23 protein-coding genes, 2 tRNA genes and 1 other RNA gene are annotated in these 26,911 nt (G+C 64.3%); 21 read left to right on the top strand and 5 right to left on the bottom strand.

Annotation, left to right across the window (positions count from 1 at the left end; genetic code table 11):
* Positions 1–130 precede the first annotated feature (130 nt).
* Positions 131–625, top strand: coding sequence for a DUF3761 domain-containing protein (locus B0E48_RS11610; protein ID WP_077518231.1), 495 nt, complete (start codon positions 131–133; stop codon positions 623–625).
* A gap of 62 nt (positions 626–687) precedes the next feature.
* Here the strand turns inward: B0E48_RS11610 and B0E48_RS11605 are convergent, their stop codons facing one another.
* The 3 genes from B0E48_RS11605 to B0E48_RS11595 form a co-directional block, all read right to left on the bottom strand.
* On the bottom strand, positions 688–1,116 hold the full coding sequence (locus tag B0E48_RS11605) for a VOC family protein (RefSeq protein ID WP_077518230.1): 429 nt from the start codon (positions 1,114–1,116) through the stop codon (positions 688–690).
* A 105-nt stretch (positions 1,117–1,221) separates the two neighbouring features.
* Complete coding sequence (locus B0E48_RS11600; RefSeq protein ID WP_077518229.1) at positions 1,222–3,636, bottom strand: DUF3772 domain-containing protein; 2,415 nt, start codon at positions 3,634–3,636, stop codon at positions 1,222–1,224.
* A 117-nt stretch (positions 3,637–3,753) separates the two neighbouring features.
* Positions 3,754–4,239: a GFA family protein gene (locus B0E48_RS11595; protein ID WP_254423939.1), complete on the bottom strand. Its 486-nt coding sequence runs from the start codon at positions 4,237–4,239 to the stop codon at positions 3,754–3,756.
* A 113-nt stretch (positions 4,240–4,352) separates the two neighbouring features.
* Between B0E48_RS11595 and B0E48_RS11590 the strand changes: the two genes are divergently transcribed.
* The 12 genes from B0E48_RS11590 to B0E48_RS11545 all read left to right on the top strand — a co-directional run bounded on the left by B0E48_RS11590 (position 4,353) and on the right by B0E48_RS11545 (position 17,990).
* Entirely contained in the window at positions 4,353–6,194 is a 1,842-nt protein-coding gene (locus tag B0E48_RS11590; RefSeq protein WP_168170350.1) for an ABC transporter ATP-binding protein, read from the top strand.
* 12 nt (positions 6,195–6,206) lie between these two features.
* Positions 6,207–6,731, top strand: a complete 525-nt coding sequence (locus B0E48_RS11585; protein ID WP_077518227.1) for a GNAT family N-acetyltransferase — start codon at positions 6,207–6,209, stop codon at positions 6,729–6,731.
* A 62-nt stretch (positions 6,732–6,793) separates the two neighbouring features.
* Positions 6,794–8,374: a murein biosynthesis integral membrane protein MurJ gene (murJ, locus tag B0E48_RS11580; RefSeq protein ID WP_168170346.1), complete on the top strand. Its 1,581-nt coding sequence runs from the start codon at positions 6,794–6,796 to the stop codon at positions 8,372–8,374.
* Positions 8,375–8,678: 304 nt separating this feature from the next.
* Positions 8,679–8,861: a hypothetical protein gene (locus B0E48_RS17555; RefSeq protein WP_139350249.1), complete on the top strand. Its 183-nt coding sequence runs from the start codon at positions 8,679–8,681 to the stop codon at positions 8,859–8,861.
* Positions 8,862–8,998: 137 nt separating this feature from the next.
* The gene (locus B0E48_RS11575; protein WP_077518226.1) at positions 8,999–9,421 is read left to right on the top strand and encodes a MerR family transcriptional regulator; all 423 of its coding nucleotides are present in this window, start codon (positions 8,999–9,001) and stop codon (positions 9,419–9,421) included.
* Positions 9,421–12,030 (top strand): heavy metal translocating P-type ATPase, encoded by a 2,610-nt coding sequence (locus B0E48_RS11570; RefSeq protein ID WP_077518225.1) that lies wholly within the window; start codon positions 9,421–9,423, stop codon positions 12,028–12,030. The genes B0E48_RS11575 and B0E48_RS11570 overlap by 1 nt, the downstream gene beginning before the upstream one ends.
* A 210-nt stretch (positions 12,031–12,240) precedes the next feature.
* Positions 12,241–12,405 (top strand): hypothetical protein, encoded by a 165-nt coding sequence (locus B0E48_RS17795; protein ID WP_168170345.1) that lies wholly within the window; start codon positions 12,241–12,243, stop codon positions 12,403–12,405.
* Between the two features lie 47 nt (positions 12,406–12,452).
* Positions 12,453–13,733 (top strand): bifunctional tetrahydrofolate synthase/dihydrofolate synthase, encoded by a 1,281-nt coding sequence (gene folC, locus B0E48_RS11565; RefSeq protein WP_077518224.1) that lies wholly within the window; start codon positions 12,453–12,455, stop codon positions 13,731–13,733.
* Between the two features lie 100 nt (positions 13,734–13,833).
* Entirely contained in the window at positions 13,834–14,880 is a 1,047-nt protein-coding gene (locus B0E48_RS11560) for an SPOR domain-containing protein (RefSeq protein WP_077518426.1), read from the top strand.
* A gap of 46 nt (positions 14,881–14,926) precedes the next feature.
* Complete coding sequence (locus B0E48_RS11555; RefSeq protein ID WP_077518223.1) at positions 14,927–15,592, top strand: CvpA family protein; 666 nt, start codon at positions 14,927–14,929, stop codon at positions 15,590–15,592.
* A gap of 14 nt (positions 15,593–15,606) precedes the next feature.
* On the top strand, positions 15,607–17,082 hold the full coding sequence (gene purF / locus B0E48_RS11550; RefSeq protein ID WP_077518222.1) for an amidophosphoribosyltransferase: 1,476 nt from the start codon (positions 15,607–15,609) through the stop codon (positions 17,080–17,082).
* A gap of 98 nt (positions 17,083–17,180) precedes the next feature.
* Positions 17,181–17,990 (top strand): ferritin-like domain-containing protein, encoded by an 810-nt coding sequence (locus B0E48_RS11545; RefSeq protein WP_077518221.1) that lies wholly within the window; start codon positions 17,181–17,183, stop codon positions 17,988–17,990.
* Positions 17,991–18,040: 50 nt separating this feature from the next.
* On the opposite strand, the gene B0E48_RS11540 is transcribed toward B0E48_RS11545, so the two are convergent.
* Positions 18,041–18,117, bottom strand: a tRNA-Pro gene (locus tag B0E48_RS11540).
* A 164-nt stretch (positions 18,118–18,281) separates the two neighbouring features.
* Between B0E48_RS11540 and hisS the strand changes: the two genes are divergently transcribed.
* From hisS to B0E48_RS11525, 3 genes are read left to right on the top strand one after another with little or no spacing between them, the layout of a single operon-like run.
* A complete protein-coding gene (gene hisS, locus B0E48_RS11535; RefSeq protein WP_077518220.1) occupies positions 18,282–19,667 on the top strand; it encodes a histidine--tRNA ligase in 1,386 nt (461 codons plus the stop codon).
* 57 nt (positions 19,668–19,724) lie between these two features.
* Complete coding sequence (locus B0E48_RS11530) at positions 19,725–21,647, top strand: aromatic amino acid ammonia-lyase (protein WP_077518219.1); 1,923 nt, start codon at positions 19,725–19,727, stop codon at positions 21,645–21,647.
* Between the two features lie 30 nt (positions 21,648–21,677).
* A complete protein-coding gene (locus B0E48_RS11525) occupies positions 21,678–22,076 on the top strand; it encodes a DUF6165 family protein (protein ID WP_077518218.1) in 399 nt (132 codons plus the stop codon).
* Between the two features lie 75 nt (positions 22,077–22,151).
* Here B0E48_RS11525 and B0E48_RS11520 read toward each other — a convergent pair whose 3' ends face one another.
* Positions 22,152–23,210: a glycosyltransferase family 9 protein gene (locus B0E48_RS11520; protein ID WP_077518217.1), complete on the bottom strand. Its 1,059-nt coding sequence runs from the start codon at positions 23,208–23,210 to the stop codon at positions 22,152–22,154.
* A gap of 54 nt (positions 23,211–23,264) precedes the next feature.
* Here B0E48_RS11520 and B0E48_RS11515 point away from each other — a divergent pair, with 54 nt between their 5' ends.
* The 5 genes from B0E48_RS11515 (at position 23,265) to dnaX (ending at position 26,910) form a co-directional block, all read left to right on the top strand.
* Positions 23,265–23,996: a 3-deoxy-D-manno-octulosonic acid kinase gene (locus tag B0E48_RS11515; protein ID WP_077518425.1), complete on the top strand. Its 732-nt coding sequence runs from the start codon at positions 23,265–23,267 to the stop codon at positions 23,994–23,996.
* A complete protein-coding gene (locus B0E48_RS11510) occupies positions 23,993–24,754 on the top strand; it encodes an MBL fold metallo-hydrolase (RefSeq protein WP_077518216.1) in 762 nt (253 codons plus the stop codon). The genes B0E48_RS11515 and B0E48_RS11510 overlap by 4 nt, the downstream gene beginning before the upstream one ends.
* A gap of 91 nt (positions 24,755–24,845) precedes the next feature.
* Positions 24,846–24,935 (top strand) — tRNA-Ser (locus tag B0E48_RS11505).
* A 54-nt stretch (positions 24,936–24,989) separates the two neighbouring features.
* An RNA gene (gene ffs, locus B0E48_RS11500) (signal recognition particle sRNA small type) lies at positions 24,990–25,086 on the top strand.
* Between the two features lie 135 nt (positions 25,087–25,221).
* Positions 25,222–26,910 carry a DNA polymerase III subunit gamma/tau gene (gene dnaX / locus B0E48_RS11495; protein WP_077518215.1) on the top strand — a complete coding sequence of 563 codons (1,689 nt, stop codon included), beginning with the start codon at positions 25,222–25,224 and terminating at the stop codon, positions 26,908–26,910.
* Position 26,911: the final 1 nt, after the last annotated feature.

The following is a 26,911-nucleotide window of genomic DNA, read 5'->3' as shown; positions in this document are numbered from 1 at the left end:
ACAGGCAGTCGCATGCCGCATCATGCGGAAGGCAACGGGCATGGGGTCGACAAGGCGGGGTGGGTGGCTCGTCACGAGTTGACCGGTTGTCCGTTTCGCCATGCGAATTCACGTTGGAGGGAGTCCTAAGATGAAATCGTCAGCTTTGTTTGCCGTGGCACTAGCCTGCCTGTTCGCTGGTTCCGCCGTTTATGCCCAGCAGGCTTCCGCGCCGGCTGGTTCCACCGGCCAGTGCAAGGACGGCAGTTACTCCAGTCAGGCCAGCAAGAAAGGCGCGTGCAAGGGTCACAAGGGTGTGAAGGAGTGGTACGCCGCTGCTGGCGCCGCCGCCGCTGCCCCGGCTGCCGCTGCGGCCCCTGCAGCGGCCGCTGCTCCGGCCGCTGCCGCCGCCGCTCCGGCTTCGAATACCGCGATGAAGTCGTCCCATGCGATGCCGGCTCCGGCCGCCACGCCCGCTGCAGGTGGTGGTGCAGGTCAGGTGTGGGTCAATAGCGGTAGCAAGAGCAAGGCGTATCACTGCCAGGGCAGCAAGTGGTACGGCACTACCAAAGAGGGCAAGTACATGAGCGCATCGGACGCGCAGGCAGCGGGTTATCACGCGGCCAAGGGCGAGAAGTGCTCGTAATCCGCGGTTTCGGCCGCTAGGTATCCACAACGGGTCGGCTCATGCCGGCCCGTTGTCCTGCTTCACGACGCATGCCACGGATCGTAGCTGCCAAAAGACCATAGATGGCCTTCCGGGTCGCGGCAGCTGTAGCCAGCGCCGCCGTAATCCTTCTCGGCGTAGTCGTCGACGATCACCGCGCCCATGTCCTTGGCCTGCTGATAGTGCGACTTGCAGTTGGCGACGACCACATAGGGGCATTGCGTCTCGCGGCCACCGACCTCTTCGGGCTGGGCCATGTGCCGACCAAAATCAGTGTCGCGCACTTCACCGAGCATGATCATGCCGTTGCCGAAAGAAAGTTGGGCGTGCTCGACGCTGCCTTGCTCGTTCTCGTACACGGCATGCTTTTCGAAACCGAAGGCCTTGCACAGCCAGTCGATCGCGGCGTGGGCGTCGCGGTAGCGCAGGCCGGGGATGATCGTGCTGCCGGTTGTCGCGGATGTGGCCATGGCGGTGACTCCGGGGGCGGGAACCGGACATCAGGCTAGCGCCGTGGCAGGTTGCCGTCATGTGAAGCTGTTCCGTCAGTCACTACCTATCAATGCAGGCCGCACTCAATCCTTGTCGTCATTGCTCTCGGCAATCGGCGGCAGGTTGCGCACCACCATGCTCTGCGGGCTTGTCATCGGCAGCTTGGCGTCGCGCAGGCGCTCAAGCGTCTCGAACAGCAGGTCGCTCTTCACACCGCTGACTTCCCGCGGACTGTTGACGTAGGCGGTGCAGCTGAACAGCATCGAGCCGCCATCGAGGTTATCCAGTTGCACGCTGGGTGCCGGCGTGCCGAGCGTGCCAGGGTGCGCGCGGAGCACCTCCAGGATCAGCTCGCGCGCCTTGCTCGCGTCGGTATCCAGCGGCATCGGCAGCTTGATCTGCACGCGGCCCTGTGCGTTGGCCAGGGTCACGTTGCGCACGTTCTGCGTGATGAACTGCGAGTTCGGCACGATCATGGTCGAGCGGTCGCTCATCTGGATCTCGGTGGCGCGCACGTTGATCCGGCGGATGTCACCCTCGACGCCGCCGATGCTGACCCAGTCGCCCACCTTCACCGGCCGCTCGGCCAGCAGGATCAGCCCGGAGATGAAGTTCTGCACGATCGCCTGCAGCCCGAAGCCGATGCCGACCGAGAGTGCGCTGGCCATCCAGGCGATGCTCTGCAGATCCACGTTCAGGCTGGCCAGTGCCAGCACGAACACCAGCACCCAGCCGACGTAGCCAAGCAGGGTGACCATCGAGTTCTGCATGCCGAGATCGAGCGAGGTCTTCGGCAACAGCTGATCGCTCAGCCAGCGCTTGAGCACGCGCAGGATGATCAGGCCCAGCGCGAACATCACCACGGCCTGGAAGATGTTGCCGGGAACAATCGGGAGCGAGCCCAGGGTATGGTTCCCCGAGAACAGCTGACCGACACGCCCCACCAGTTCCTGCGGTCCTGCGCCGAACGGTGCCAGCACGATTGCCACGGCCAGGATCAGCAGGATGGCGCGGGTGATGCCGGAGAGCAGGGTGCCGGTTTGCTCCAGCGCACTGGCGGGCAGGCCGAAACTGCTCTGCATGCGCTTGCCGGTGCGTCCCTTGGGGGCGAACACGGTGTCGAAGATGTCGCCGACGAGGTGCATCAGCAGGTACAGCGTCGTGAGGATCACCCCGACCCACAGCATCTGCCGCGCGATGAAGAACGCGAAAGCGATGTAGCCCGTGGCCACGCCGAGCAAGGTGATGCCGACACAGACGAAGGCCGCCGCCACCACCAGGCCAACCCACAGCGGGCGTTGCCCGGGCAACTCGCCAGCAGCCAGCGTGGCGCGTCGCGACCGGCCCAGGTGGAGCAGCGCACTGCCTACCAGCAGCCCGATCATCACGGAGAGCAGCCCGCGCGTCGTCACTGTGATCGCGAGGCTGGCACCGATCGCACTGTTGACGCTTTCGACGAGTCCAAGCAGCAATGCTGCCGCTCCGAGCAACCAGGGGAATGCACGCAGCCGGTGTGCCGCATCGTCGGACAAGGTGGACAGTCGCCATGACGGTCGCTTGTTGGACAGCATGGCGCGGCCAAGTCCGGTCATGAAGGCGGCGAAAGTCACCAGTCGCACCATCTTCCGCGCCAGCGCATCCAGGTCGTCGTTGAGCAGATCGTTCCAGTTCAGCGCGAGATAGGCGAAATGTGCCGCCAGACCGATCGCCAGCGTATAGGCCAGCGTTATCGCGACCGCCAGCGCACTGCGCCGCAGGCGGCCGGCGGGCATGCGGTTGGTGGTCACGTCCACGAGGAAGCGTTCGATCAGCCAGCGCCCTACGCTGAGCAGCAGCACGGCAATGATCAGGCACAGCACGAACGGCGTGCGATTGGGCGGTTGCCAGGCTTGTCTGACTGCGTCCGAGGCATCGCTGCCCAGCCGCGCGGCGCGCGTCGCGTCGTCCGGAAATGCCCGGATCGGGTCGGCCCAGAAGGCGCGGCTGAATGGCGTGGCCGTGCGTGAGGCGAGCTGGGCCTGGAACTGGTCCACCCGCAACTCGGCGACGTGGGCCGCCAGCTGGGTGGCTTCCGTGCTGAGCGAATTGGCCTGCTTGATCTGGCCATCCAGGTCATTCTTGGCTTTGCCCAGCTGCCGGCGTTGCGAGCTGAGTTCGGCGGATTCGGCCGGCGCTCCCTTGGCGGGTGGTGGACCGAGTACATCCAGCCGCGCCTGCAGGCTGGCCGATTGCGGCGACAGAGTCGAGCCCACTTGCTCCGCTTGTTGCTGTATGGCGAGCGCGCTGGCACGCACGTCAGTCAGTGGCACATCGCCTTTGCTGGCATCGACTGTGGCCTTGATGCTGTCCAGCTGGGAGCGCAACTGGGTGAGTGTCTGCGCGGAAGTCTGTGCTGGCGCCGAGGCGGCTGCAGCGGCATTCGTGGTGTCTTGCGCCAGCAAATGGCTGCTGGACAGCGCCAACAGCAGGACGAGGAGATAACGGGACAGGATAGGCATCCGCCGATGATCACGGCCACGTCGTGACGGGTCAATCGAAATGACCGGCACGGCGTTCCGGCTTTGACGTGGGGTTCAGGCTTGGCGATCGACCTAGCCGTAATTCGGTCCGGCAGTTCAGCGCTGACTGCTGGCCAGCAGTGCCTCGCGCCGTGCGAGGCTCGCCGCAGGCCAGTACTCACTGAGTTTGTAGAATTCCTCCACGGCGGGCACGCCTGGCGGAAGCACCACCCATGGTTGCCTGGTCGAGGTGAAGATGTGGATGTCCGGCGGTAACCGGCCCGGTTCCTTCAGCGTACCCACGCGCACGAAGGCCATCGCCTTGCCGCCGCCGGGATAGTGACTCCACAACGCGACGTGGCATTGCGCGCAGCGCGCGATCTGCTGGCCCTTGCCGCTGAGCGACGGTGTGTCCACCAGCACCGGTTCACCCTGCAGCAGGATCACCCGATCGGTTTCGATCACTGCGTTCAACGCGAATGCAGTACCGGTTTCGCGCTGGCACCAGCTGCAATGGCAGCAATGCACGAACATCGGTTCGCTGCTCAGTCGGTAACGGATCGCGCCGCAGGTGCAGGCGCCTTCCAGTGCTTCGGTCGTCACGGCCGGCTCTCCCGTATCGCGTCGATGAGGTGATGCATGACGCGATATCCTCACACCGCTGCGGGCGTGCTTCAAGCACAATGTCGGCCTACGCGTGACGGGAACGCCTGATGATCTTCCGCTGGTTCGAATCCTTCATCGATCCGTTCAAGGAACCGGTCGACGACATGCCGCCGTCGTCGGTGGGGCGGTTCTACCTGTTCTATCTGCGCCAGGTATGGCCAGTGTTCGCGGTGGCGACGGTGGTGGGTTTTGTGGTGGCGATCATCGAGGTATCGCTGTTCGGTTTCATCGGCAGCATCGTCGACATGGCGAAGGGCGTGCCAGCGCCGGATTTCTTCCGGCAGCACGGCCACGCGCTGCTGTGGATGGGCTTCGTGGCACTGGTCGCGCGCCCGCTGGCAATCGGCGCGCACGACCTGCTGGTGAACCAGTCGATCGCGCCCAGCCTGACCAACCGCATCCGCTGGCAGAACCACCGCTACGTGATCCGGCAAAGTCTGGGCTTCTTCCAGAACGACTACGCCGGACGCATCGCCAACCGCATCATGCAGACCGGGGCTTCGTTGCGCGAATCGGCAGTGCAGATTGTCGATGCGATCTGGTACGTCACCATCTATACCGGCAGCGCGATCGTGCTGTTTGCCAAGGCGGATTTCTGGCTGGCCGCGCCGCTGGTGGTGTGGCTGTTTGCCTATGTCGGCACGCTGGCGTTCTTCATTCCGCGCACCAAAGAGCGCTCGTGGCTGGCCTCGGAAGCGAAGTCCAAGCTGATGGGGCGGATCGTAGACGGCTACGGCAATGTGCTGACGCTGAAACTGTTCGCACACACGCGACGCGAGGAAAGCTACGTGGCCGAGGCGATGGCCGAGCAGACCGGCAAGCTGCGCCGAATGACCCGGCTCACTACCGCGATGGACGCCAGCATCACCACGCTCAACGGTTTCCTGATCGTGGGGACCTCGGCGCTGGCGATCTGGCTATGGAGCCAGGGCAAGGTGACCGTGGGCGCGATCGCGCTATCGACCGGGCTGGTGATCCGCATCAACAACATGTCCGGCTGGATCATGTGGGTGGTCAACGGCATCTTCGAGAACGTCGGCACCGTGCAGGACGGCATCACCACGATCTCGCAACCGCGGGCAGTGCAGGACCGCGAAGGTGCGATGCCGCTGGAAGTGGTCAATGGCGCGGTGCACTTCGAGCAGATCCATTTCCACTACGGGAAAAAGGGTGGCGTGATCGCCGGACTCGACCTGGCCGTGCGCGCGGGCGAGAAGATCGGTGTGGTCGGACCGTCCGGTGCCGGCAAGTCCACCCTGGTCAACGTGCTGCTGCGGCTGTACGACCTGGAAGGTGGCCGCATCCTGATCGACGGCCAGGACATCGCGCAGGTGACCCAGGAAAGCCTGCGCTCACAGATCGGCGTGGTGACCCAGGACACCTCGCTGCTGCATCGCTCGATCCGCGACAACCTGCTGTATGGCCGCCCCGATGCCAGCGAAGCGCAGATCCTCGACGCCGTGCGCAAGGCACGCGCCGATGAATTCATCCCGCAGCTGGTCGATGGCGAAGGCCGCATAGGTTACGAGGCACTCGTCGGCGAGCGCGGCGTGAAGCTCAGTGGCGGCCAGCGCCAGCGCATCGCGATCGCCCGCGTACTGCTGAAGGACGCGCCGATCCTTGTGCTCGATGAAGCCACCTCGGCGCTCGACTCCGAAGCCGAAGCCGCGATCCAGGACAGCCTCGACATCCTGATGCAGGGCAAGACGGTGATCGCGATCGCGCATCGACTGTCCACTATCGCGCGGATGGATCGGCTGGTGGTGCTGGACAAGGGGCAGGTCGTGGAAACCGGCACCCATGCGGAACTGATCGCACACGAGGGACTGTATGCACGATTGTGGAAGCGGCAAACCGGTGGCTTTGTGGCGGCCGAGGATGCCATGGCATGAACGTGCTGCATCATGGCCGCGCTTGATGTGTCGAATTGCTGCAAGCCGTCAGTCGGGGGAATCAAGGGTATCCACGTGAATCAGAAAATCGTGATACGACCGGTGGCGAAAGAGGACTTCCCCGTCTGGAGAGTGCTCTGGGACGGTTACAACGCCTTTTACGGCCGCAGCGGCCTGACCGCCTTGTCGGCGGAGATCACGCAGACGACCTGGTCGCGTTTCTTCGATGCCTATGAGCCCGTGCATGCGCTGGTTGCCGAGAGTGCCGGTGGGCTGCTTGGCTTGGCGCACTTTCTCTATCACCGCAGCACCATCCAGTTGGAACCGAGCTGCTACATGCAGGACTTGTTCACCATCGAGGCGGCCAGAGGCAAAGGAGCGGGCCGTGCACTGATCAATGATGTCTACCGGCGGGCAGGCGATGCCGGCTGCCGGCGTGTCTACTGGCAGACCCACGAGACCAATGCGACCGCCATGCAGCTCTACGACCGGGTTGCCGAGAAGTCGGGCTTCGTCGTCTACCGCAAGCTGCTGTAGATGGACGTAGAGGCACCAGTCGCGTAAATGATAGGCTCGGCGTTTTGAGCGGGCGTGTGAGCATGGCGAAGGAGGCTGGTCGAAAGCACGCCGTACTGGTCGGGGCGGGCATCCTCTGCAGCCGCATCTTCGGTCTGGTGCGCCAGCGGGTTTTCTCGCACTACTTCGGCCTGTCCGACGCTGCCGACATCTTCAGTTCGGCACTGCGCGTACCCAACTTCCTGCAGAACCTGTTCGGCGAAGGCGTGCTCTCGGCATCCTTCATTCCGGTCTATGCCGGCCTGCTTGGCCAAGGCAAGCGCGAGGAGGCTGGACGTCTGGCCGGGGCGATCGCCACCATCCTGGCCTTGGTCATTTCCATCATCGTCGCCATTGGCGTCGTGGCGACGCCATGGCTGCTGTGGCTTATCGCACCCGGTTACACCGGCGAGAAGCGCGAGCTGACGATCCTGATCGTGCGGATCCTGTTTCCCGGTACCGGCGTCCTGGTCTGGTCGGCGTGGTGCCTGGGCATCCTCAACAGCCACCACAAGTTTTTCCTGTCCTACGTCGCGCCAGTGGTGTGGAACCTGTCGATGATCGTGACGCTGCTGGTCTTCAGGGACCTGCCGTCCGACAAGCTGATCGTGTACCTGGCCTGGGGGACCGTGCTGGGTTGCCTGCTGCAGTTCCTGGTTCAGCTGCCCTCGGTGCTGAAGCTGGTGCCCGACATGCGGTTTCGCCTCGATATGAGCAGCCTCCATGTGCGGCAGGTCGTCGGCAGCTTCATGTCGGTGGCGGTAGGACGCGGTGTCGTTCAGATCAGTGCCTTCGTGGACCAGGCGATCTCGACCCTGCTTGGCCGCGGCGCGATGGCGGCGATGACCACCGCGGCCTCGATCAACATGTTGCCGATCAGCCTGTTCGGCATGGCGGTATCGGCCGCGGAGCTGCCGACCTTGTCGCGGATGGCCGGGCAGGAGTTCGACGAGGCCACCGCAGCAAGTCTTTCCGCGCGACTGGATAGCGGCCTGGAGCGCATTGCGTTCTTCGTCGTCCCCTCGGCCGTGGCATTTTTTGCCCTGGGCAACGTGATCGTGGCGGCGCTCTATCAGTCCGGCGAGTTCACCAGCAAGGATTCCTACTACGTGTGGGCGATCCTCGCCGGTTCGGGTGTGGGCCTGCTCGCCTCGACGTTTGGCCGTCTGTATTCGTCGACCTATTACGCCATACGTGACACGCGGACACCTTTGCGTTTCGCGCTGGTGCGGCTGGCCGTCACGGCAGCGCTTGGTCTGGCCAGTGCTTTCTTGCTGCCTGGGTTGCTCGGGATACCCGCGCAATGGGGTGCCGTGGGCCTCACAGCCTCGGCCGGCGTGGCTGGCTGGATCGAGTTCTATCTGTTGCGGCGGAAGATGAACAGGAAGCTTGGGCCGACCGGTGTTCCGGTCCCGATCATGTTCAAGCTCTGGTCGGCCGCGTGTCTGGCTGCCATCGCAGCATGCGCAGTCGAATATCTGGTGCCGAACCACGGTCCGATACTGACAGCGGTCTACGTGCTTGGCATTTACGGCGCGGCCTATTTCGCGGTGACCTACCTGATGCGCATCAAGGAATGTGTGGAGCTGCTGGGCAAGCTGCTGCGTCGCGCGGGTATCGGATAGGAGGTGTCCGTATGCTCTTTTCAGTGCAGAGAAGATTTATCGGCACGAGATAAGATTCATGCACATGGATGAATTGGCCCAGAGAAAACTCCGATGAGTTACAAGATGTTTCTCTGGATTGGTCGTGGCATCTTGCGACTGGTGCTCACTGTTCTTGGATGCGTATTACTAGCTGCCGTGGGTTATTTGATCATCACAGAAGTCATGTTGATGACTCCCTTTCATGCACTCAATCCGCATCCATAGCCGACGGCTTTCATGCTGCAATAATCTGCAAGACGCTCATAACCTCCAGGGCTGAACCATGAGTACAAAAGCCACGGTCGATGCCGACCTCAACAAGAGCGGCATGGCGGAAACCACGACTTCGCCGACAGGCATGCATCGCCCACCGCACTGTGCTCTGGACACTGAAGAAACGGCCTGTCTTGACGAAGTTCTGCACGAAGCCGCGCTACGCGAGTCCATGCTGCGCACACCCCGATAGGTGGCGGATCTATCGGCACCGGTAGGAGCGACGGCATCCCGATAGTCGCAGGCTGCGGGCAGCGTACGGATGTAACGCTTGACTCTTGACTCTTGACTCTTGACTCTTGACCTGGATCCTGGGTCTAGACTTGTCGCATGAATGCAAAACACACCTCACTTACCATCGGTGCCGTCGCCAAGCGCGTCGGTGTGGCGATCGATACGATCCGTTATTACGAGCGCGAGGGGCTGCTGCCCGAGCCGGTGCGGCGTGCCTCGGGCTATCGCAGTTATGGCGATAGCACGATTGCGCAACTGCGCTTTATCCGCCGCGCCAAGGATCTCGGTTTCACGCTGGACGAAATTCGCGAGCTGCTGACCTTGTCAGCGGATCGCCAGCGCGGGGTGAAAGCAGTGAAGCAGCGGGCGCAGCAGCGGCTGGCGGCGATCGAGCTGCGAATTACGGAACTGCAGCGCGTGCGTGACGGGCTGGCACAGCTGGTCGAGTCGTGCCCGGGGCATGGCAAGCCTGAAGAGTGCCCGATCCTGCGCGCGCTGAGCGATGAGGCAGTGTCGTGATGGGCGAGCACGCGTCTTGCTGCGCTGGCAGCGACAAGATTCCAGCTGCGATGACGACTGATCCGGTCTGCGGCATGCAGGTGGATCCGACCACATCGAAACATCAGTCCACGCATGACGGGCAGGTATTCCATTTCTGCTGCGCCGGTTGCAAGACGAAGTTCGAGGCGGCACCGGTGACGTATCTGGGTGCGTCTGGCTCGGAGGTGGCATCGACGGGTTGCTGCGCCGCGAAGTCCGCGGCGATCGAGGCTCATGATCATCCGCATGCAGGCCATGGCCACGTTCAGCACGATCATGCCCATCACGGCCATGCGCACACGGTGAAGGATCCCGTCTGCGGGATGACGGTGGATCCGCATACCGCGAAGCATCACGCCGAGCACGACGGCGATACCTACCACTTCTGCTCGGCGCGTTGCCGCGAAAAGTTCGTAGCGGAGCCGTCTGCTTATCTGGAAGGCCGCGCAATCCCGTTACCGGTAGTACCCGGCGCGGTCTATACGTGCCCGATGCATCCGGAAGTGCAGCAGGTCGGTCCTGGCGATTGCCCGAAGTGCGGCATGGCGCTGGAGCCGATGATGCCGAGCCTGGATGAGGACGATGGTGGTGAACTATCGACGATGACGCGGCGTTTCTGGACGCTGGTGGCGTTGACCCTGCCGGTGTTCCTGTTGGCGCTGGGGCCGCATCTGTTCGGCTGGCAGCTGCCTGCGTCTTGGGCGCTCAGCACCGGTTGGGCCGAGGGCATGCTTGCCACCATCGTGGTGATCTGGGGCGGTATTCCGTTCTTCGTGCGCGCCTGGCGTTCGCTGCGGCCGTGGTCGCCGAACATGTACACCCTGATCGGGCTGGGCACGGGCGTCACCTGGTTGTACAGCGCGGTGGCCTTCGTCGCGCCACAGCTCTTCCCGCCCGGCTTCCGCGACATGCACGGCCAGGTTGGCGTGTATTTCGAATCGGCGGCGGTGATCATCACCCTGGTCACGCTGGGCGATTTCCTGGAGCTGCGTGCGCGCCGACGCACGGGTACGGCGCTCAAGGCACTGTTGGGGCTGGTGCCGAAGACCGCGTGGCGAATCGCTGACGATGGCAGCGAAAACGAGGTATCGCTGGATGAGGTGCAAGCCGGTGACGTGCTGCGCGTGCGCCCCGGCGAGAAAGTGCCGGTCGATGGCGTGGTGCTGGAAGGCGGGAGCCATGTCGACGAATCGATGCTTACTGGCGAACCCATGCCGGTGGCCAAGGCGATGGGCGACCCGCTCACCGGCGGTACGGTGAATCAAGATGGCGCGCTGACCATGCGCGCACAGAAGGTGGGCGGTGCGACCATGCTGGCGCAGATCGTGACACTCGTTGCACAGGCTCAACGCAGCAAGGCACCGCTGCAACGCGTCGCCGATCGGGTGGCAGCGTGGTTCGTGCCAGCGGTGGTGACGGTCGCGCTATTGGCCTTTGCGCTATGGGCACTGCTGGGGCCGTCGCCCCAATTCGCGCATGCGCTGATCGCCGCCGTATCCGTGTTGATCATCGCCTGCCCGTGCGCGCTGGGCCTGGCCACGCCGATCTCGATCATGGTCGCCAGCGGTCGTGGCGCGCAGAACGGCGTGTTGTTCAAGGACGCCAGCGCGATCGAGGCCATGCGCGAGATCGACACGCTGGTGGTGGACAAGACCGGCACGCTGACCGTCGGCAAACCGGCCTTGACCGAGCTGGTGGGCCTCGATGGTCAATCGCGCGAGCGTCTGCTGGCGCTGGCCGCAGCGCTGGAGCGACCGAGCGAACATCCGCTGGCACGGGCAATCATGATCGCGGCGGAAGCGGACAACGTACCGAAGCTCGCAGCCACGGATTTCCGTTCGCTGACCGGTCGTGGTGTCAGCGCGAATGTGGATGGCAGTGCCGTGGCTCTGGGCAATGCGAAGTTGATGGCGGAGTTGCACATCGCGTCAGTCGGCGACGCCAGCGCACGTGCCGAAAAGCTGCGCGGGCAGGGCGCCACCGTGATGTTCCTGGCGGTTGATGGCGTACTCGCCGCGTTGCTGGCGGTGGCAGACCGGATCAAGCCGGACACACCGGTCGCACTCAAGGCATTGCGCGCGGCCGGCCTGCACATCGTGATGCTGACGGGCGACAATGCCACCACGGCACAGGTGGTGGCGCGCGAGCTGGGTATCGACAGCGTGCATGCGGATGTTTCGCCAGCCGACAAGGCCGCGGTGGTGAATGCCTTGCGCGCCGAAGGTCGCCGTGTGGCGATGGCCGGTGACGGCATCAACGACGCGCCGGCGCTGGCCACTGCGGATATCGGCATCGCGATGGGCAGCGGTACCGACGTGGCGATGGAGAGCGCGCAGGTGACTCTGGTGAAAGGTGAGCTGGGTGCGATCGTGCGTGCGCGCACGCTGTCGCAGGCGACGGTGCGCAATATCCGGCAGAACCTGTTCTTTGCCTTCATCTACAACGCGGTCGGCGTACCGCTGGCGGCTGGCGCGCTGTATCCATGGTTCGGCATCACGCTGTCGCCGATGATCGCCGCGTTGGCGATGAGCCTGTCGTCGGTCTCGGTGGTCAGCAATGCGTTGCGGCTGCGCCATGTGCCGTTGTGACGGTTGTTGTGTAGGAGCGGCTTCAGCCGCGATGCTCTTCAGGTCGCCGAGACCTGCAAGACCAAGGGCGTCGCGGCTGAAGCCGCTCCTGCATGAGGGTCGTCGGCAATGGCGGGTGATGCATGTCATCCGCGATCGCTGACATCTGCTTCTGCCACCGACCTGGCCGTTTGCCGATCATGGTTCCCACACCGTCACCGGAGGAAACCCATGAACGTCATCAACGACACCCGCAGCACGCTGGAAAAACACATGCCGCTGCTGCTTGGCCTGCTGGTGGCCCTGCTGGCCGGCAAGGCACTGAAGAAAACCTTCTGGACCGTGTTCGGCATGTACATGGCACTGCACTACAGCGGTATTCACCTGTTTGGCTGAGGCAATGCTTTAAGCTTTGTGCTTGTCCGTCCGCGCAAAGTCACTGCATGACCCGCACTCTCGCCGAATGGCTGGCGTATCAGGAACACGTCAACGTACGCAGCATCGAGCTGGGCCTCGATCGCGTGCGCGAGGTATGGCAACGAATGGGGGCGCCGGCGCCGGCGCATCGGGTGATCACGGTCGGCGGCACCAACGGCAAGGGCTCGACCGTGGCCCTGCTCGAGGCGATGCTGAGAGCAGCAGGTCTGCGTGTCGGCGCGTTCACCTCGCCGCATCTGCTGGATTACAACGAGCGCGTGCGCATCGACGGCGCGAATGTCGACGATGCGGCGCTGACCGCCTCGTTCGAGCGGATCGACGCAGCCCGTGGCGCGATTCCATTGACCTATTTCGAATTCGGCACGCTGGCCGCACTGGACCTGTTTGCCCGTGCTGGACTGGACGTGGCGGTGCTGGAAGTGGGGCTGGGTGGGCGCCTGGACGCGGTCAACATCATCGATGCCGCCGTCGCGATCGTCACCACGGTGGATCTGGATCACATGGACTGGCTGGGGCCGGATCGCGACAGCATCGGCCGCGAGAAGGCCGGGATTGCGCGGGCCGGCCGGCCGGTGATCGTGGGCGAACTCGATCCGCCGGCGGGTCTGCTCGATGCGCTGGCGGCATGCGGTGCGCGAGTCGAGCGCGCCGGGCTCGATTTTCACTTTGAACGTCATGCCGATGGCTGGCGCTGGCAGCACCGTGACGGCAGCGCGATGGAGCTGCCGGATCCTGCGCTGGCGGCGCCGGTGCAGTTTGCCAATGCGGCGGCGGCGATTGCCGCACTGCATGTGTTGTGGGCCGGCGACGTGTCGTTTGCACCGAAGGATGTCTTCGCCGCGGTCAGTGCCGGTCTGCATGAGGTGCGCGTGCCGGCGCGGCTGCAGTCGCTCGGTGGCGATCCGCTCCTGATCGTGGATGTTGGCCATAACCCGCAGGCTGCGCGCGCACTGGCCGAATGGCTGGATGCACGGCCAGCGGGTCGCGTGCACGCGGTCTACGGCGCGCTGGCGGACAAGGACGTGGCTGGAGTGATCGGCGCGCTCGGCGCGCGGATTGACCACTGGCATCTGGCTGGGCTCGATCACGCCACCTTGCGCGGACTGGCGGTGGACGCACTGGCTGGCATACTCCGGCAGACCTTGCCGCAACCCGCGTTCGATACCCATGCCGATGTGGCTGCAGCGCTGGCGGCAGCCCGCGCGGCGGCGCGACCGGGCGAGTGCATCCTCGCATTCGGCTCGTTTTTCGTGGCCAGCGCCGTCATTGCCGAAGCGGTCGGCTGAACGTACGGGTCGGCCTGCGTGGCCGGTCAATCATGGCGTTCGGCGCGTACAGGTATAATCACGCCGTTACGTGCCGCGTTTGCCGCTTTGGAGCGAAGTCTTGAAAACACGCCTGCTGGGAGCTGCCGTCCTTATCGCCTTGGCGGTTCTGTTTCTGCCGATGATCTTCAACGGCAAGTCGCCGACACCCGGTGGCGATCAGTCCGTGAGTCTGGCGATTCCCGCGGCACCGGATCGCGATCTGCAGACCAAAACCATGAGCCTGAACCCGGATGCGGCGGTAGCTGCATCCAGCACGGCTCCGGCCATCGCTGCGTCGGCGACCCAGCCCGCGGCCACTGCTGTCGCCAAGGGCGCAGGCGACCAGCTGGCGACGGTGAACATCGGTTCGAACCGCCCGCGCGATGTGGAAACCGATCCCGACGCCGGCAGGGCGCCGACACCGACAACGGTGACCCCCGGCTCCGGCACCTCGCCGAGCCAGCCGCTGATTCCGATGCAGGCCAGGCCGACCGCCAGTGCGCCTCCGGCTCCATCGCAGCCGCTGGCGGTCATTCCCAAGTCGGCCCCGACGCCGTCGCCGGCCGCCCCGATGGCTCCCGCCGAGGCCGGGAGCGGCAACTACACCCTGAATCTCAGCGCTTATGCCAGCACCGCCGGCGCCGCCAACCTCGAGCGCCGCGTACGTGCGCTGGGCTATCCGGTGAGCGGCCACGCCATCAGTCAGGCCGGCCAGTCGCGTACCCTGGTGATCGCCGGACCGTTCGAGACACGCACGGCCGCCGAGGCGGCGCGTCTGAAAATCACCCAGTCGATCCCCGGCGTGCCGGCGCGACTGCAGCAGGATGCCAGTCACGATGAAGGCGCGGCACCAGTGGCAGCCGGCCCCGCAACGCGTGCGACTGCTCGCGCGGGCGGTTGGGCAGTGCAGTTGGCTGCGATGAGCAACCAGGCTGACGCGAATGCCTTGCGCGACAAGCTGCGTGCGAACGGCTTCGACGGTTTCGTCGATACCGTGCAGTCCGGTGGCAAGCAGCTGTGGCGCGTACGCGCCGGCCCGCAGACCCAGCGCGCCGATGCGCTGCGTCTGCGCGAGCAGATCAAGGCCAAGCTGGGTACCGACGGCAACGTCGTTTCGGTGCCCTGAGCATGCACGCGCCAGCATCCAGCATACGAGCCGGGCAGGTGAACGGGTGAACTGGACCGATGGCATCATTCTCGGCGTACTCGCCCTTTCTGTCCTGATCGGGCTTTTCCGTGGATTGATTTCCGAAGTACTGTCGTTGGTCATCTGGATCGCCGCGTTCTGGGTGGCCTGGGCGTTCGGTCCGGTGGTATCGGCGCATCTGGAACACACGATCACGATGCCCACCTTGCGTTACTGCGTGGGTTACGGCGTCTGCTTTGTCAGCGTGCTGATACTCGGGGCGCTGGTGCGTTTCGCGGTAAGGCGATTGATCTGGAGTACCGGTCTGTCAGGCATCGATCGGCTGTTTGGCATGTTGTTCGGTTTCGTGCGCGGCGTGCTGATCGTGACGCTGCTGGTCTTTCTGGTGGGCCTGACCGGAGTCACACGTGAGCCGTGGTGGCAGCAGTCGGTGCTGTTGCCGCAATTCCAGGAGGCGGCTGCGTGGATGGGGCAGAACGTGCCGGCCAGCGTGTCGGCCGATGTGCGCGAACATTTGAAGCCGTCGGCCGTGATCGAGAAGGTCCAGTCGTCCGGTGTGCTCGACCATTTGCATGACTTGTCGGTGCCACCGCACGCCCCTATATCTGGCGCGACGTCCGCACCAGCGGCATCGTACACAGCGTCACCGGCGCCTGCGACCAGCGCAGCCGTCCACCCCACGAATCACTGAAGCAGGCTGCAACCATGTGCGGAATCATCGGCATTGTCGGTACCACCGAAGTGGCATCGGCACTTTATGACGGACTGACGGTGCTGCAGCATCGCGGTCAGGATGCTGCCGGCATCGCCACCGTGGATGGCTCGCGGCTGCGCCTGCACAAGGGCAACGGGCTGGTGCGCGACGTGTTCGGCCAGGCGGCGATGAGTGGTCTGCGCGGACGCATCGGCATCGGCCATTGCCGTTATCCGACCGCCGGTTCGGAAGGTTCGGCCGAGGCACAGCCGTTGTACGTGAATTCACCTTACGGCATTGCGATCGCGCACAACGGCAACCTCGTCAACACCGAAACGTTGCGACGCGAGATGTTCGAGGATGACCGCCGTCACATCAACACCGAGTCCGATTCCGAAGTGCTGCTGAACGTGCTGGCACACGAACTGCAGATCCAGGATCGGATGGAGCTGACCCCTGATCACCTCTTCAAGGCCGTCGCTGGCCTGCACGCACGCGCCAGTGGTGGTTATGCCTGCGTCGCGCTGGTGCTCGGCTACGGCTTGCTGGCGTTCCGCGACCCGCACGGTATCCGGCCGCTGGTGCTGGGTGAGCGTGTTACCGCGGAAGGCCGCGAGTATGCAGTGGCGTCCGAGTCGGTCGCGTTCGACGTGCTCGGTTTCAAGCGCATCCGCGATATCGAGCCGGGCGAGGCAGTGATCATCACCGACCAGGGCCAGTTGCACAGCCGCCGCTGCGCCGAAGGTGCATTGCACACGCCGTGCATCTTCGAATATGTCTATCTGGCGCGACCTGACTCGATGATGGAGAACGTCTCGGTCTACAAGGCGCGCCTGCGCATGGGCCAGAAGCTCGCCGAGAAGATCCTGCGCGAACGGCCCGACCATGGCATCGACGCGGTGATCCCGATTCCCGACACCGCGCGGACTGCCGCGAGCGCACTGGCGGAGGCGCTCGGCGTGCCGTTTCGCGAGGGTTTCGTCAAGAACCGCTACATCGGTCGCACCTTCATCATGCCGGGGCAGGGTGAGCGGGTGAAATCGGTGCGCCGCAAGCTCAACCCGGTCGAGCTGGAGTTCCGCAAGAAGAACGTGCTGCTGGTCGACGACTCGATCGTGCGTGGTACCACCTCGAAGCAGATCATCCAGATGGCCCGCGACGCTGGCGCGAAGAACGTCTACTTCGCCTCCGCTGCACCGCCGGTGCGCTATCCGAATGTCTACGGCATCGACATGCCGTCCACCTCCGAGCTGGTCGCCGCCGGCCATACCGAGCAGGAAGTGGAGACGATGCTTGGCGCCGACTGGCTGATCTACCAGGACCTCAAGGATCTGATCTGGGCGGTGCAGGATGGTAACGAGGCGCTCAAGCAGTTCGATACCTCGTGCTTCTCCGGCGAATACGTCACCGGCCTCGATCAGCGTTATCTGGAGCAGATCCAGATGCTGCGCTCGGACGATGCCAAGGCCGCGCGCCGCAGCATGTAATCGCGCGCCCCTCTAGGAGCCCACTTGTGGGCGATGCTCCTGGCTTCGATGCACATCAGAGCAAAAGCATCGCCCACAGGGTGGGCTCCAGAAACGCCATGACTGATCTCCACGCCGCCGCCAAGCGCTGCCTCGACGCCACCGATCCGGCAGAAAAACTGCGCCTGACCCATGTGACCTGGCAGGCGTTGGTGGCTGGCGAGTTGTGCGCTGATCCCGCATCGCCGCTGCCTGAGCCGATCGGTGCGCCCGGCCGCCCGGCAAAACCGCGACTGGTCAACGCGCGCCAGGTACCGCAGCGCGGACTCGGCAGTGCGGAAGGCCGTGCCGCCTTGGTGCACGCGGTGGCGCACATCGAGTTCAACGCGATCAACCTGGCGTGGGACGCGGTCTATCGCTACCGCGGCAAGCCGGAGGCGTATTACCGTGATTGGGCCAGTTGCGCCAACGACGAGGCACGCCATTTCACGATGCTGTCGGCACGACTGGCTGAGCTCGATCACGCCTACGGCGACTTCGATGCGCACGACGGCCTATGGGCGATGGCCGAGAAAACCGCGCATCACGACACCGCGCGCATGGCGCTGGTGCCGCGCGTACTGGAAGCGCGTGGACTGGATGTCACTCCCGGCATGATCGAACGCCTGCGCCACCTGGGCGACACCGGCACTGTAGCGATCCTTGAAGTGATCCTGCGCGAGGAAGTCGCTCACGTCGCTGCCGGCACTCGTTGGTACCAGTACTGCTGCGAGCGCGATGGTGTGGAGCCGGTCGACACGTTCTTCGCCCTGCTGCGCGAGTACATGGGCGTCAGCCTGCGTGGGCCGTTCAACCGGCCGGCACGGATCGAGGCGGGTTTTGTCGAAGCCGAGCTTGATCGACTCGCCGGACTGGCGCTGGAGAGCTGACCGTGGAAATAAAAAAAGCCGGCGCAAGGCCGGCTTCTTCATCGAATTTTTGGTCGGGGAGACAGGATTCGAACCTGCGACTTCTACGTCCCGAACGTAGCGCTCTACCAGGCTGAGCTACACCCCGTGGGAAGCCGCGTATCTTAATCGTCGGGCGCTGGCTTGGCAACAGGTACGATGCATCTGGCTGCTCGCGGGTGCGGAAGGCGCCAGGCGTTCTGCTAATCTTGACGGCTGCCGTCGCGCGGTCAGCGGTCAGACGGAATGTTTCCATCGTCAGTAGAGGATTCCATGGCGCTTACCCCGGCCCGTACCATGCCCGGCGTGCTCGAGCTGCTGCCGCTCGACCAGATCGCGTTCCAGCGCATGCTCGACGTGATCCGTCGCAATTACGAGCGCTTCGGCTTCCTGCCGATCGAGACGCCGGTGATCGAATACTCCGACGTGCTGCTGACCAAGACCGGCGGCGAGACCGAGCGGCAGGTGTATTTCGTGCAGTCGACCGGTGCGTTGAACGCCGCAAAAGATGACGAGGGCATGCCCGAGCTGGCGCTGCGCTTCGATCTCACCGTGCCATTGGCGCGCTATGTCGCCGAACACGAGCGCGACCTGAGCTTCCCGTTCCGTCGTTACCAGATGCAGAAGGTGTACCGCGGCGAGCGCGCCCAGCGCGGTCGATTTCGTGAGTTCTACCAGTGCGACATCGACGTGATCGGCAAGGATGTACTGTCGGTGCGTTACGACGCCGAAGTTCCGGCGGTGATCTACAGCGTGTTCCGCGAACTGAACATCGGCGCGTTCACCATCCAGCTCAACAATCGCAAGCTGATGCGCGGCTATTTCGAGAGCCTGGGCATCGTCGACGGCGAGCAGCAGATGCTCGTGCTGCGCGAAGTGGACAAGCTTGACAAGCGTGGCGCCGATTACGTGCGCGACATGCTGACCGGCGAGACGTTTGGCCTGAGTGCCGAGGTGGCGCAGAAAATCCTCGCCTTCGTGCAGGTGCGCTCCATTTCGCTGCAGGATGCGTACGACAAGCTCGATGCGCTGGGCGCTGGCCCGGAGGCGATGGAGCAGGGCCGCAACGAGTTGAAGGAAGTGCTGGGCCTGATCCACGCGTTCGGCGTGCCGGAAACGCATTACGTGCTGAACCTGTCGATCGCCCGCGGGCTCGACTACTACACCGGCACCGTTTACGAGACGACCTTGAACGATCACCCGCAGATCGGCTCGATCTGCTCGGGTGGTCGCTACGAGAACCTGGCCAGCCAGTACACCAAGTCGCAGCTGCCCGGCGTTGGCATCTCAATTGGTCTGACCCGTCTGTACTGGCAGTTGCGCGATGCTGGCCTGATCAATACCGCAACCAGCACCGTCGATGTGCTGGTGACCCAGATGGACGCAGCACAACTGCCAGCCTATCTCGCGCTCGCCAGCGAGCTGCGCGGTGCCGGCATCGCCACCGAAGTGGTGCTGGAAGGCGGCAAGCTTGGCAAGCAGTTCAAGTATGCCGACCGCGCCGGAATCCGCTTCGTGATCGTGCTGGGTGAGGACGAGATCGCCAAGGGCGTGGTCACGGTGAAGGACCTGCGCCGCGAGGATCAGTTCGAGGTGGCGCGCAGCGAATTGATCAAGACCTTGCGAGTGGAGCTGGAACAGGCCGCGGCGATGGGCTGAATGCCCTGCGGTTCGGTGATCAGGGAATAGACGACGACATTCTTCAGTGAGGCAGCAGTGAGCAAATTCGACACCATCGTTCTCGACGGCAACAGCCTCACCCGCGCCCAGCTGGTGGCAGTGGCACGCCATGGCAACAAGGTTTCACTGGACCCGGCAGGACTCAAGCGCGTGCAATGCGCTGCGGATTTTCTTGCCGAGAAAGTCAGCTGTGGCGAACCGACCTATGGCGTCACCACCGGCTTCGGCAGCAATGCCGACAAGCTGCTTGGTGCGCATCGTCTGCGTGACGAATTGCCCGGCGGGAATCCGCACAAGCCCAAGGGCACGCTGCTGGAGGAACTGCAGCACAACCTGATCACCACGCATGCCGTGTGCGTGGGCAAGCCGTTTGGCGAAGACGTGGTGCGGGCGATGCTGCTGATCCGCATCAATACGCTGATGCGCGGTCACTCGGGTATCCGGGTGAGCACGCTCGAAGCGCTGACCGCGATGCTCAACGCCGGCGTGGTGCCGGTGGTACCGGAGAAGGGCTCGGTCGGTGCCAGTGGCGACCTGGCGCCGCTGTCGCATCTGGCGATCGTGCTGCTTGGCGGTGGCGAAGCGTTTTATCAAGGCGAGCGCGTGTCGGGTGCGGAAGCGCTGAAGCGCGCCGGCCTCACGCCGATCCGGCTGTCGTTCAAGGAAGGTCTCGCACTTAACAATGGCACCGCACAGATGCTGGCGACGGGTGTGCTGGCACTGGATACGTTGGAGCAGTTGCTGGATACCGCCGACCTGGCCGCGTCGATGACACTGGACGCGTTCGCCGGTCGCAGTGGCGCGCTGCGCCCTGAAGTGCATGCACTGCGCCCGCATCCGGGCCAGGTCGAAACCGCCGCGCATGTGCGCGAGCTGCTGGCCGGTTCCACCCTGGTCGATATTCCTTATCACCTGGTGCCGCGCTTCAAGTCGTGGAGTGCCGAGGCGTGGAGCGAGCCGGACGATCAGGCACTCAGTTTCGATATCGGCTGGGACTGGGTGCCGGCCAATCAGCGGCATGGCCGCGAGGCGTTCTACAGCCGCTTCCTGCCGTTCAAGGGTGGCAAGAAGCATCAGCCGCAGGATGCTTACAGCCTGCGCTGCATGCCGCAGGTGCACGGCGCGGTGCGCGATGCCTGGGCGCAGGCTTGCCGAGTGTTCGATATCGAATTGAATTCGGTCACCGACAATCCGTTGATCTTCCCGGACCCGGAGGACGCGCAGTTCATCGAGAACGTCCCGATCGAAGAACGGGTGATCTCGGCCGGTCACTTCCACGGCATGCCGCTGGCGCTGGCGATGAGTTATGTGAAGGCGGCGATCCCTGTGCTGGCTTCCATCTCCGAGCGGCGCCTAAACAAGCTGGTCGATTCGGCTACGAATGATGGTCTGCCGGCCTTCCTCACCGGCAACGAGGACGGCACCGATTCCGGTTTCATGATCGTGCAGTACACCGCCGCCGCACTGGTCAACGACCTCGCTACGCGTGCGCATCCGGCTAGCGTGTATTCGGTGCCGACCAGCGCGAACGCCGAAGATCACGTGTCGATGGGCGCCAACGAGGCGCGCCATGTGCTGGAGATGACCGAGGATCTCTCACATGTGCTGGCACTGGAGCTGTACACCGCCGCGCAAGCGCTGGACTACCGGCAGGCGATGCTGAATGCCGCACGCCGGCTGGCCAGCCGCGGTGGCTGGCAGGCGCTGGCGGCGAAGATCAGCAACGCACCGCGCGAAGATCAGCCGCATTACGCGCAGTTCGTCGCCGAGGTGCAGCAGCTCACGGCTGCGCTGGCCAACGCCGGCGACTTCCATGCCGGCGCCAGCGTGCGCGATGCCCATGCGATCCTGCGTCAGCACATCGGCTTCATGCATCGCGATCGTGCGATGGATGGCGAGGTGCGTACGGTGTGCATGTTGGTGCAGCAGGGCGCGTTTCGTCAGTCCCTCGGGGCCTGAAGCCTCATCTCCTTTACTGGAACCAAGCCCATGAGCCTGATCCAAACACCCGTGTCGTTCGGCGAACTGATCGACAAGATCACCATCCTCGAGATCAAGTCGCAGCGGATTGCCGACGAGGCCAAGCTGGTCAATGTGCGCAACGAGCTGGATCTGCTCAACGCGACCTGGGCCAACCACGCCGCTTCGCACACCGACATCGCCGCCGAGCGCGCACGGTTGTTGGAAGTGAACGAGCTGCTGTGGGATATCGAGGACAAGATCCGTCTGAAGGAGCGTGCGCAGGCGTTCGATCAGGAGTTCATCGATTTGGCGCGTGCGGTGTACTTCCGCAACGACGAGCGCGCGGCGTTCAAGCGCGAGATCAACCTCAAGCTAGGCTCGCAGCTGGTCGAGGAAAAGTCGTACCAGGATTACCGCGCCGTTTGACGCTGCCTGTAGGAGCGGCTTCAGCCGCGATGCCCTTGATGTGATGGACAAAAGGCATCGCGGCTGAAGCCGCTCCTACAGAAAACCTTGGTCGCGCGCTGCGGCTTCGTAGCGCTCGATCACCTCATCGATGCCGATCAGGTCCATCACGCCGGGCCTCTCGATCTTGCTTCCCCACGCAATCTCGCTGGCCGGCTTGCCCAGGTATTTGCGTGCGGCCTCGTCATACTTGTTCACGCACCAGCGGCGGTCGGAGTAGGGGCCGGAACGATCCGGATTGCTCGCCGCATGCAGACCCAGCACCTTGGTGCCCACGGCGTTGGCCATGTGCATCGGGCCGGAGTCGGGCGTCAGCAACAGCTGTGCGCGACTGAGCATGGCCATCAGTTTCTTCAGCGTGTCCTTGCCGGTGAGGTCGAGCGGCGTGCGCTGGCACGCAGCCAGCACCGCATCGGCCATCGTGCGCTCAATCGCCGAAGGGCCACCGATCAGCGCCACGCGCCAGCCGCGGGCGGCGGCATGATCCATTACCCGGGCATAGCGTTCCGGCCGCCAGTTGCGCAGCGCATGACTTGAAGTAGGGCTGACCAGCAGGGTCGGCGTATCGCCGGGTAGTTGTTCGGCGCCCCACGCATGTGCTTCATCGGGAATCGGGATGTCCCAGCGCACCGAGGTCTGCTTCAGCCCCAGCGGCTCGCAAAAGCTGCCGATCGCATCCAGCACATGTTCGCCACTGCGCGCCGGAATGCGCTCGTTGATGACCAGACCGTGCAGGTCTTTCGCGCGTGCGCGGTCGTAGCCGACGCGGCGCTCCGCCTTGATACCCATGCTCAGCAGGTTCGAGCGCATCGCCACCTGCATCTGCAGCAAGGCATCGAAATGTCGTCCGCGCAATGCATCACGCACCGCGTGCATGCCAGCCCAGCCAGCAGCCTTGTCGAAGGTGACGAACTCCACCCCGGGCAGGTCGCCGACCAACTTGCGTTCCAGCTTGCCCACGATCCAGGTTAGTGCGGTGTCCGGCCACGCCTGTTGCAGGGTACGTACCAGCGGCACCACATGGGTGACGTCGCCGATGGCGGAGGTGCGCAGCAGGCAGATCGAGGCGGCGGCAGTCGTCGGGTTCGGGGTCATGGGGGCTTGGGCTAGAATTACCTGAGAGTGAACGGTGACCGGAGTGCGGCAGCACTGATGATGCAGGAACGCACATACAAAGACGCAGTCGGCGCGATTCTGTTCGATGCCGCGGTGTCGCCACAAGTCGGGCACGAGTGGTTTGCGCCGAACTACTGGCGCGAGCGCAGCGCCTTGCATACACAGGCGGGCGGGCGCGGTGGTGTGGCGATTATCGCGACGCCGGCTGGTGAATGCGTGTTGCGGCATTATCACCGTGGCGGACTGGTCGCTGCGCTGATGGGTGATCGCTATCTGTGGACCGGGGTCGAACGCACGCGTCCGTTCGCGGAATTCCGCTTGCTCGGCGAAATTGCCCGGCTCGGTCTGCCCGGGCCGGCGGTGGTGGCCGCGCGCTATGTCCGGCACGGCCTGTTCTACAGCGCCGACCTGATCACTCGTCGCATTGCCCATGCGCAGACACTGGCCGAATGCCTGGCGGAAGGACGGCTGGATAGCGAGCTGGCTGAAGAAGTCGGTGCGCTGGTGGCGCGCTTTCATCGCGCTGGCATCTGGCATGCCGACCTGAATGCACACAATGTGCTGGTGGCGTCGGACGAGCTGTATCTGATCGACTTCGACCGTGGCCGCTTGCGTACGCCGGCTGTTACCTGGCAGCAGGCCAACCTGCAGCGCCTGCGCCGTTCGCTGCTCAAGCTCGGTGCTGCCAGTCAGGGCGAAGCGGTCTTCGAGAAAGCCGTCTGGCAACCGTTACTTTACCGATACGGGCGTACCCTGACTCCATGAACTGGCATCTGCATTTTCTAGGCGTGGGCGCCGCCCATGCGGTGGAACTCGGCTCTTCGGCCGTGGTGCTGGAGCGCGCCGGCGTGCCGCAGCTGCTGATCGACTGCGGCCCGGATACGCTGGATCGCTACATGGCTGCCTACGACGCGTTGCCGCCGGCGCTGTACATCACGCACACCCACATGGATCACGTGGCCGGGCTGGAGCGGTTGTTCTTCCGGCTGTGGTTCGATCCGCACCTGCGCGGTACCACCCGGTTGTTTGCGCATGCCGGACTGATTCCCTGGCTGCAGGCGCGCGTGGCGGATTATCCCGGTACCCTCGCCGAGGGCGGCGTCAATTTCTGGGAAGCATTCCGCCTGGTGCCGTGCACGCGCGGGTTCTGGCTTGACGGGTTGTGGTTCGACGTGTTCGCCACCCGGCACCACGTGCCAGGCACATCGTACGGACTCGCACTGGACGGCAGCTTCGTCTACACCGGCGACACCCGTCCGATCCCCGAAGCCCTCGCGCGCTACGCCGATGGCAATGAAGTGATCGCGCACGATTGCAGCCTGGTCGGTAATCCATCGCACACCGGCATCGACGACATCGAGCGGGAATATCCGAACGAGGCGATGCGCTCGCGGCTGCTGCTGTACCACTATGGCAGTGTGGCGGATGGCACGGCGCTGGCCGCATTTGGCTACCGCATTGCCGCCACGGGTGACCGGATAGACGTGGGCATACCGTCCACGCCGCGGGCCGATGCCGGCTGAATCCGGTTGCGTCCGCTTGCCTGTAACCGGGCCTGACGCTATCCTTCCGCTTCTTTGCCGGGCCGGATGCCCGACAAAGAGAGTTTCATGCGGAGAGGTGTCCGAGTGGTTGAAGGAGCACGCCTGGAAAGTGTGTATACGGTAAAACGTATCGCGGGTTCGAATCCCGCTCTCTCCGCCAACTTCTAGTTTCATATCAGTTTCAGGGCTCAGCAGCCCACGTCTATGGTGGCCCCGTCGGTCCCCCCGCGACGATAGTTCGCAAACTCCGCCAGGTCCGGAAGGAAGCAACGGTAGCGAATGATTCGGGTGCCGGGGTGTGGCTGGCGGGGCCGCCGCCTTTTCGGGATGCGCCTGTGCGGGCGGTCCAGGCCACAATCCTCGTCAGCCCGATCGCGGCTGAAGCCGCTCCTACCGAAACCGCGCCCGACTTGGCACAATCACTGTTCGCCCCAAGGTAGTCAGGCATGTCTTATCAGGTACTCGCTCGCAAATGGCGCCCGCGCAAGTTCGCCGAGCTGGTCGGGCAGGAGCATGTGGTGCGCGCACTCACCAATGCGCTCGAGACCGGACGCATGCATCACGCCTACCTGTTCACCGGCACCCGTGGTGTCGGCAAGACCACCATCGCGCGCATCTTCGCCAAGTCGCTGAACTGCGAGCGCGGGCAGTCGGCGGATCCCTGCGGCGAATGCTCGGTATGCACCTCGGTGGACGAAGGTCGCTTTGTCGACCTGCTGGAGATCGACGCGGCCAGCAATACCGGCGTGGACGATGTGCGCGAGGTGATCGAGAACGCGCAGTACGCGCCGTCGCGCGGTCGCTTCAAGGTGTACCTGGTCGATGAGGTGCACATGCTGTCGAAGAACGCGTTCAACGCGTTGCTGAAGACGCTGGAAGAACCACCGCCGCACGTGAAGTTCCTGCTCGCCACCACCGATCCGCAGAAGCTGCCGGTGACGGTGCTTTCGCGCTGCCTGAAGTTCAACCTCAAGCGGTTGTTGCCCGAACAAATCTCGGGCCAGATGCGGCACATCCTTGCCGCGGAAAACATTGCCTACGAAGACAGCGCGATCGGCGAACTCGCGCGTGCTGCCGATGGCTCCTTGCGTGACGGCCTGTCGCTGCTCGACCAGGCGATTGCCTACGGCGGCGGTGCGCTGCATGCCGATGACGTACGCACCATGCTCGGCAGCGTGGCGCGCGGGCAGGTGCTGGGCGTACTCGACGCGCTGGCCGCTGGCGATGGTGAGCGGCTGCTGGTCGAGTGCACCCAGATTGCCTCGTACTCGCCGGACTTCGGTGGCGTGCTCGACGATATCGCCAGCGTGCTGCATCGGCTGCAGCTGATCCAGCTGATTCCCGGCTACCGGCCGGAGGAAGACAGCGACGATGACGGTGTGCTGGTCGCACTGGCCGAGCGGATGACGCCGGAAGACGTGCAGCTGTATTACCAGATTGCCACCTCCGGTCGGCGTGACCTGATGCTGGCGCCGGACGCGCGTACAGGGTTCGAGATGGCGTTGCTGCGCATGCTGGCGTTTCGGCCCGGCGATGGCGCACCAGCGGCGCGTACCGAAAGACCTGCCGCCACCAGCAACGCAACGCCAACACCACCGGCGCCACGTTCAAGCGTGGCGCCGGTGCGTCCTCTTGAGGCGGCCGAGCGCCAGCAGAATTCCCCGCCAGCGCCACGTACGGAGCCGGCAACCCGCCCGGCAGCGGTACCAGCAGCGGTGGTGGCCTCAGTAGCTCGTGATGCCAACGGCTTGCCGAACTGGGAAAGCTTGATCGAGCAGGCCGCCTTGCGTGGTCCGTTCGGCTTGCTGGCGCAGAATGCAGTCTTGCGCGAACGCGACGGCCAGACTCTGGTGCTCGCGCTGCAGCCTGCGCACATGAGTCTGGCGGTAGAGCCGATGGTCAGCCAGATGGAGGAGCGCATCGGCCAGGTGCTCGGTGAACGCATCCGTTTGCGCTTCGTCAGCAGCAGCCACGAAGCCGCTGCGCAGACACCGGCAGCGCGCGCCGCGCAGGCGCGCGATACGGCACAGGCGGCGGCCGAGCTGGCGATCGAAGGTGATCCCCTCGTGCAGTCGTTGAAGCGCGAATTCGGTGCGCGTGTGGTGCCGCAGTCCGTCAAACCCCTTGATAGTTGAA

The organism is Rhodanobacter sp. C03, assembly GCF_002001175.1.
Lineage (GTDB): Bacteria > Pseudomonadota > Gammaproteobacteria > Xanthomonadales > Rhodanobacteraceae > Rhodanobacter.
Note: the sequence above shows the minus strand (reverse complement) of the source record. Positions and strands in the feature narration are given on the sequence as shown.

Excerpts from the sequence above, each read along its gene's own strand:
- B0E48_RS11545 (WP_077518221.1), top strand. The coding sequence starts at position 17,181 with ATGACTGATCTCCACGCCGCCGCCAAGCGCTGCCTCGACGCCACCGAT.
- hisS (WP_077518220.1), top strand. The coding sequence starts at position 18,282 with ATGGCGCTTACCCCGGCCCGTACCATGCCCGGCGTGCTCGAGCTGCTG.
- B0E48_RS17795 (WP_168170345.1), top strand. The coding sequence starts at position 12,241 with ATGAACGTCATCAACGACACCCGCAGCACGCTGGAAAAACACATGCCG.
- B0E48_RS11605 (WP_077518230.1), bottom strand. The coding sequence starts at position 1,116 with ATGGCCACATCCGCGACAACCGGCAGCACGATCATCCCCGGCCTGCGC.
- B0E48_RS11570 (WP_077518225.1), top strand. The coding sequence starts at position 9,421 with ATGGGCGAGCACGCGTCTTGCTGCGCTGGCAGCGACAAGATTCCAGCT.
- B0E48_RS11525 (WP_077518218.1), top strand. The coding sequence starts at position 21,678 with ATGAGCCTGATCCAAACACCCGTGTCGTTCGGCGAACTGATCGACAAG.
- B0E48_RS11575 (WP_077518226.1), top strand. The coding sequence starts at position 8,999 with ATGAATGCAAAACACACCTCACTTACCATCGGTGCCGTCGCCAAGCGC.
- B0E48_RS11610 (WP_077518231.1), top strand. The coding sequence starts at position 131 with ATGAAATCGTCAGCTTTGTTTGCCGTGGCACTAGCCTGCCTGTTCGCT.
- B0E48_RS11520 (WP_077518217.1), bottom strand. The coding sequence starts at position 23,210 with ATGACCCCGAACCCGACGACTGCCGCCGCCTCGATCTGCCTGCTGCGC.
- B0E48_RS11600 (WP_077518229.1), bottom strand. The coding sequence starts at position 3,636 with ATGCCTATCCTGTCCCGTTATCTCCTCGTCCTGCTGTTGGCGCTGTCC.
- B0E48_RS11585 (WP_077518227.1), top strand. The coding sequence starts at position 6,207 with ATGGCCGCGCTTGATGTGTCGAATTGCTGCAAGCCGTCAGTCGGGGGA.
- purF (WP_077518222.1), top strand. The coding sequence starts at position 15,607 with ATGTGCGGAATCATCGGCATTGTCGGTACCACCGAAGTGGCATCGGCA.
- dnaX (WP_077518215.1), top strand. The coding sequence starts at position 25,222 with ATGTCTTATCAGGTACTCGCTCGCAAATGGCGCCCGCGCAAGTTCGCC.
- B0E48_RS17555 (WP_139350249.1), top strand. The coding sequence starts at position 8,679 with ATGAGTACAAAAGCCACGGTCGATGCCGACCTCAACAAGAGCGGCATG.
- murJ (WP_168170346.1), top strand. The coding sequence starts at position 6,794 with ATGGCGAAGGAGGCTGGTCGAAAGCACGCCGTACTGGTCGGGGCGGGC.
- folC (WP_077518224.1), top strand. The coding sequence starts at position 12,453 with ATGACCCGCACTCTCGCCGAATGGCTGGCGTATCAGGAACACGTCAAC.
- B0E48_RS11510 (WP_077518216.1), top strand. The coding sequence starts at position 23,993 with ATGAACTGGCATCTGCATTTTCTAGGCGTGGGCGCCGCCCATGCGGTG.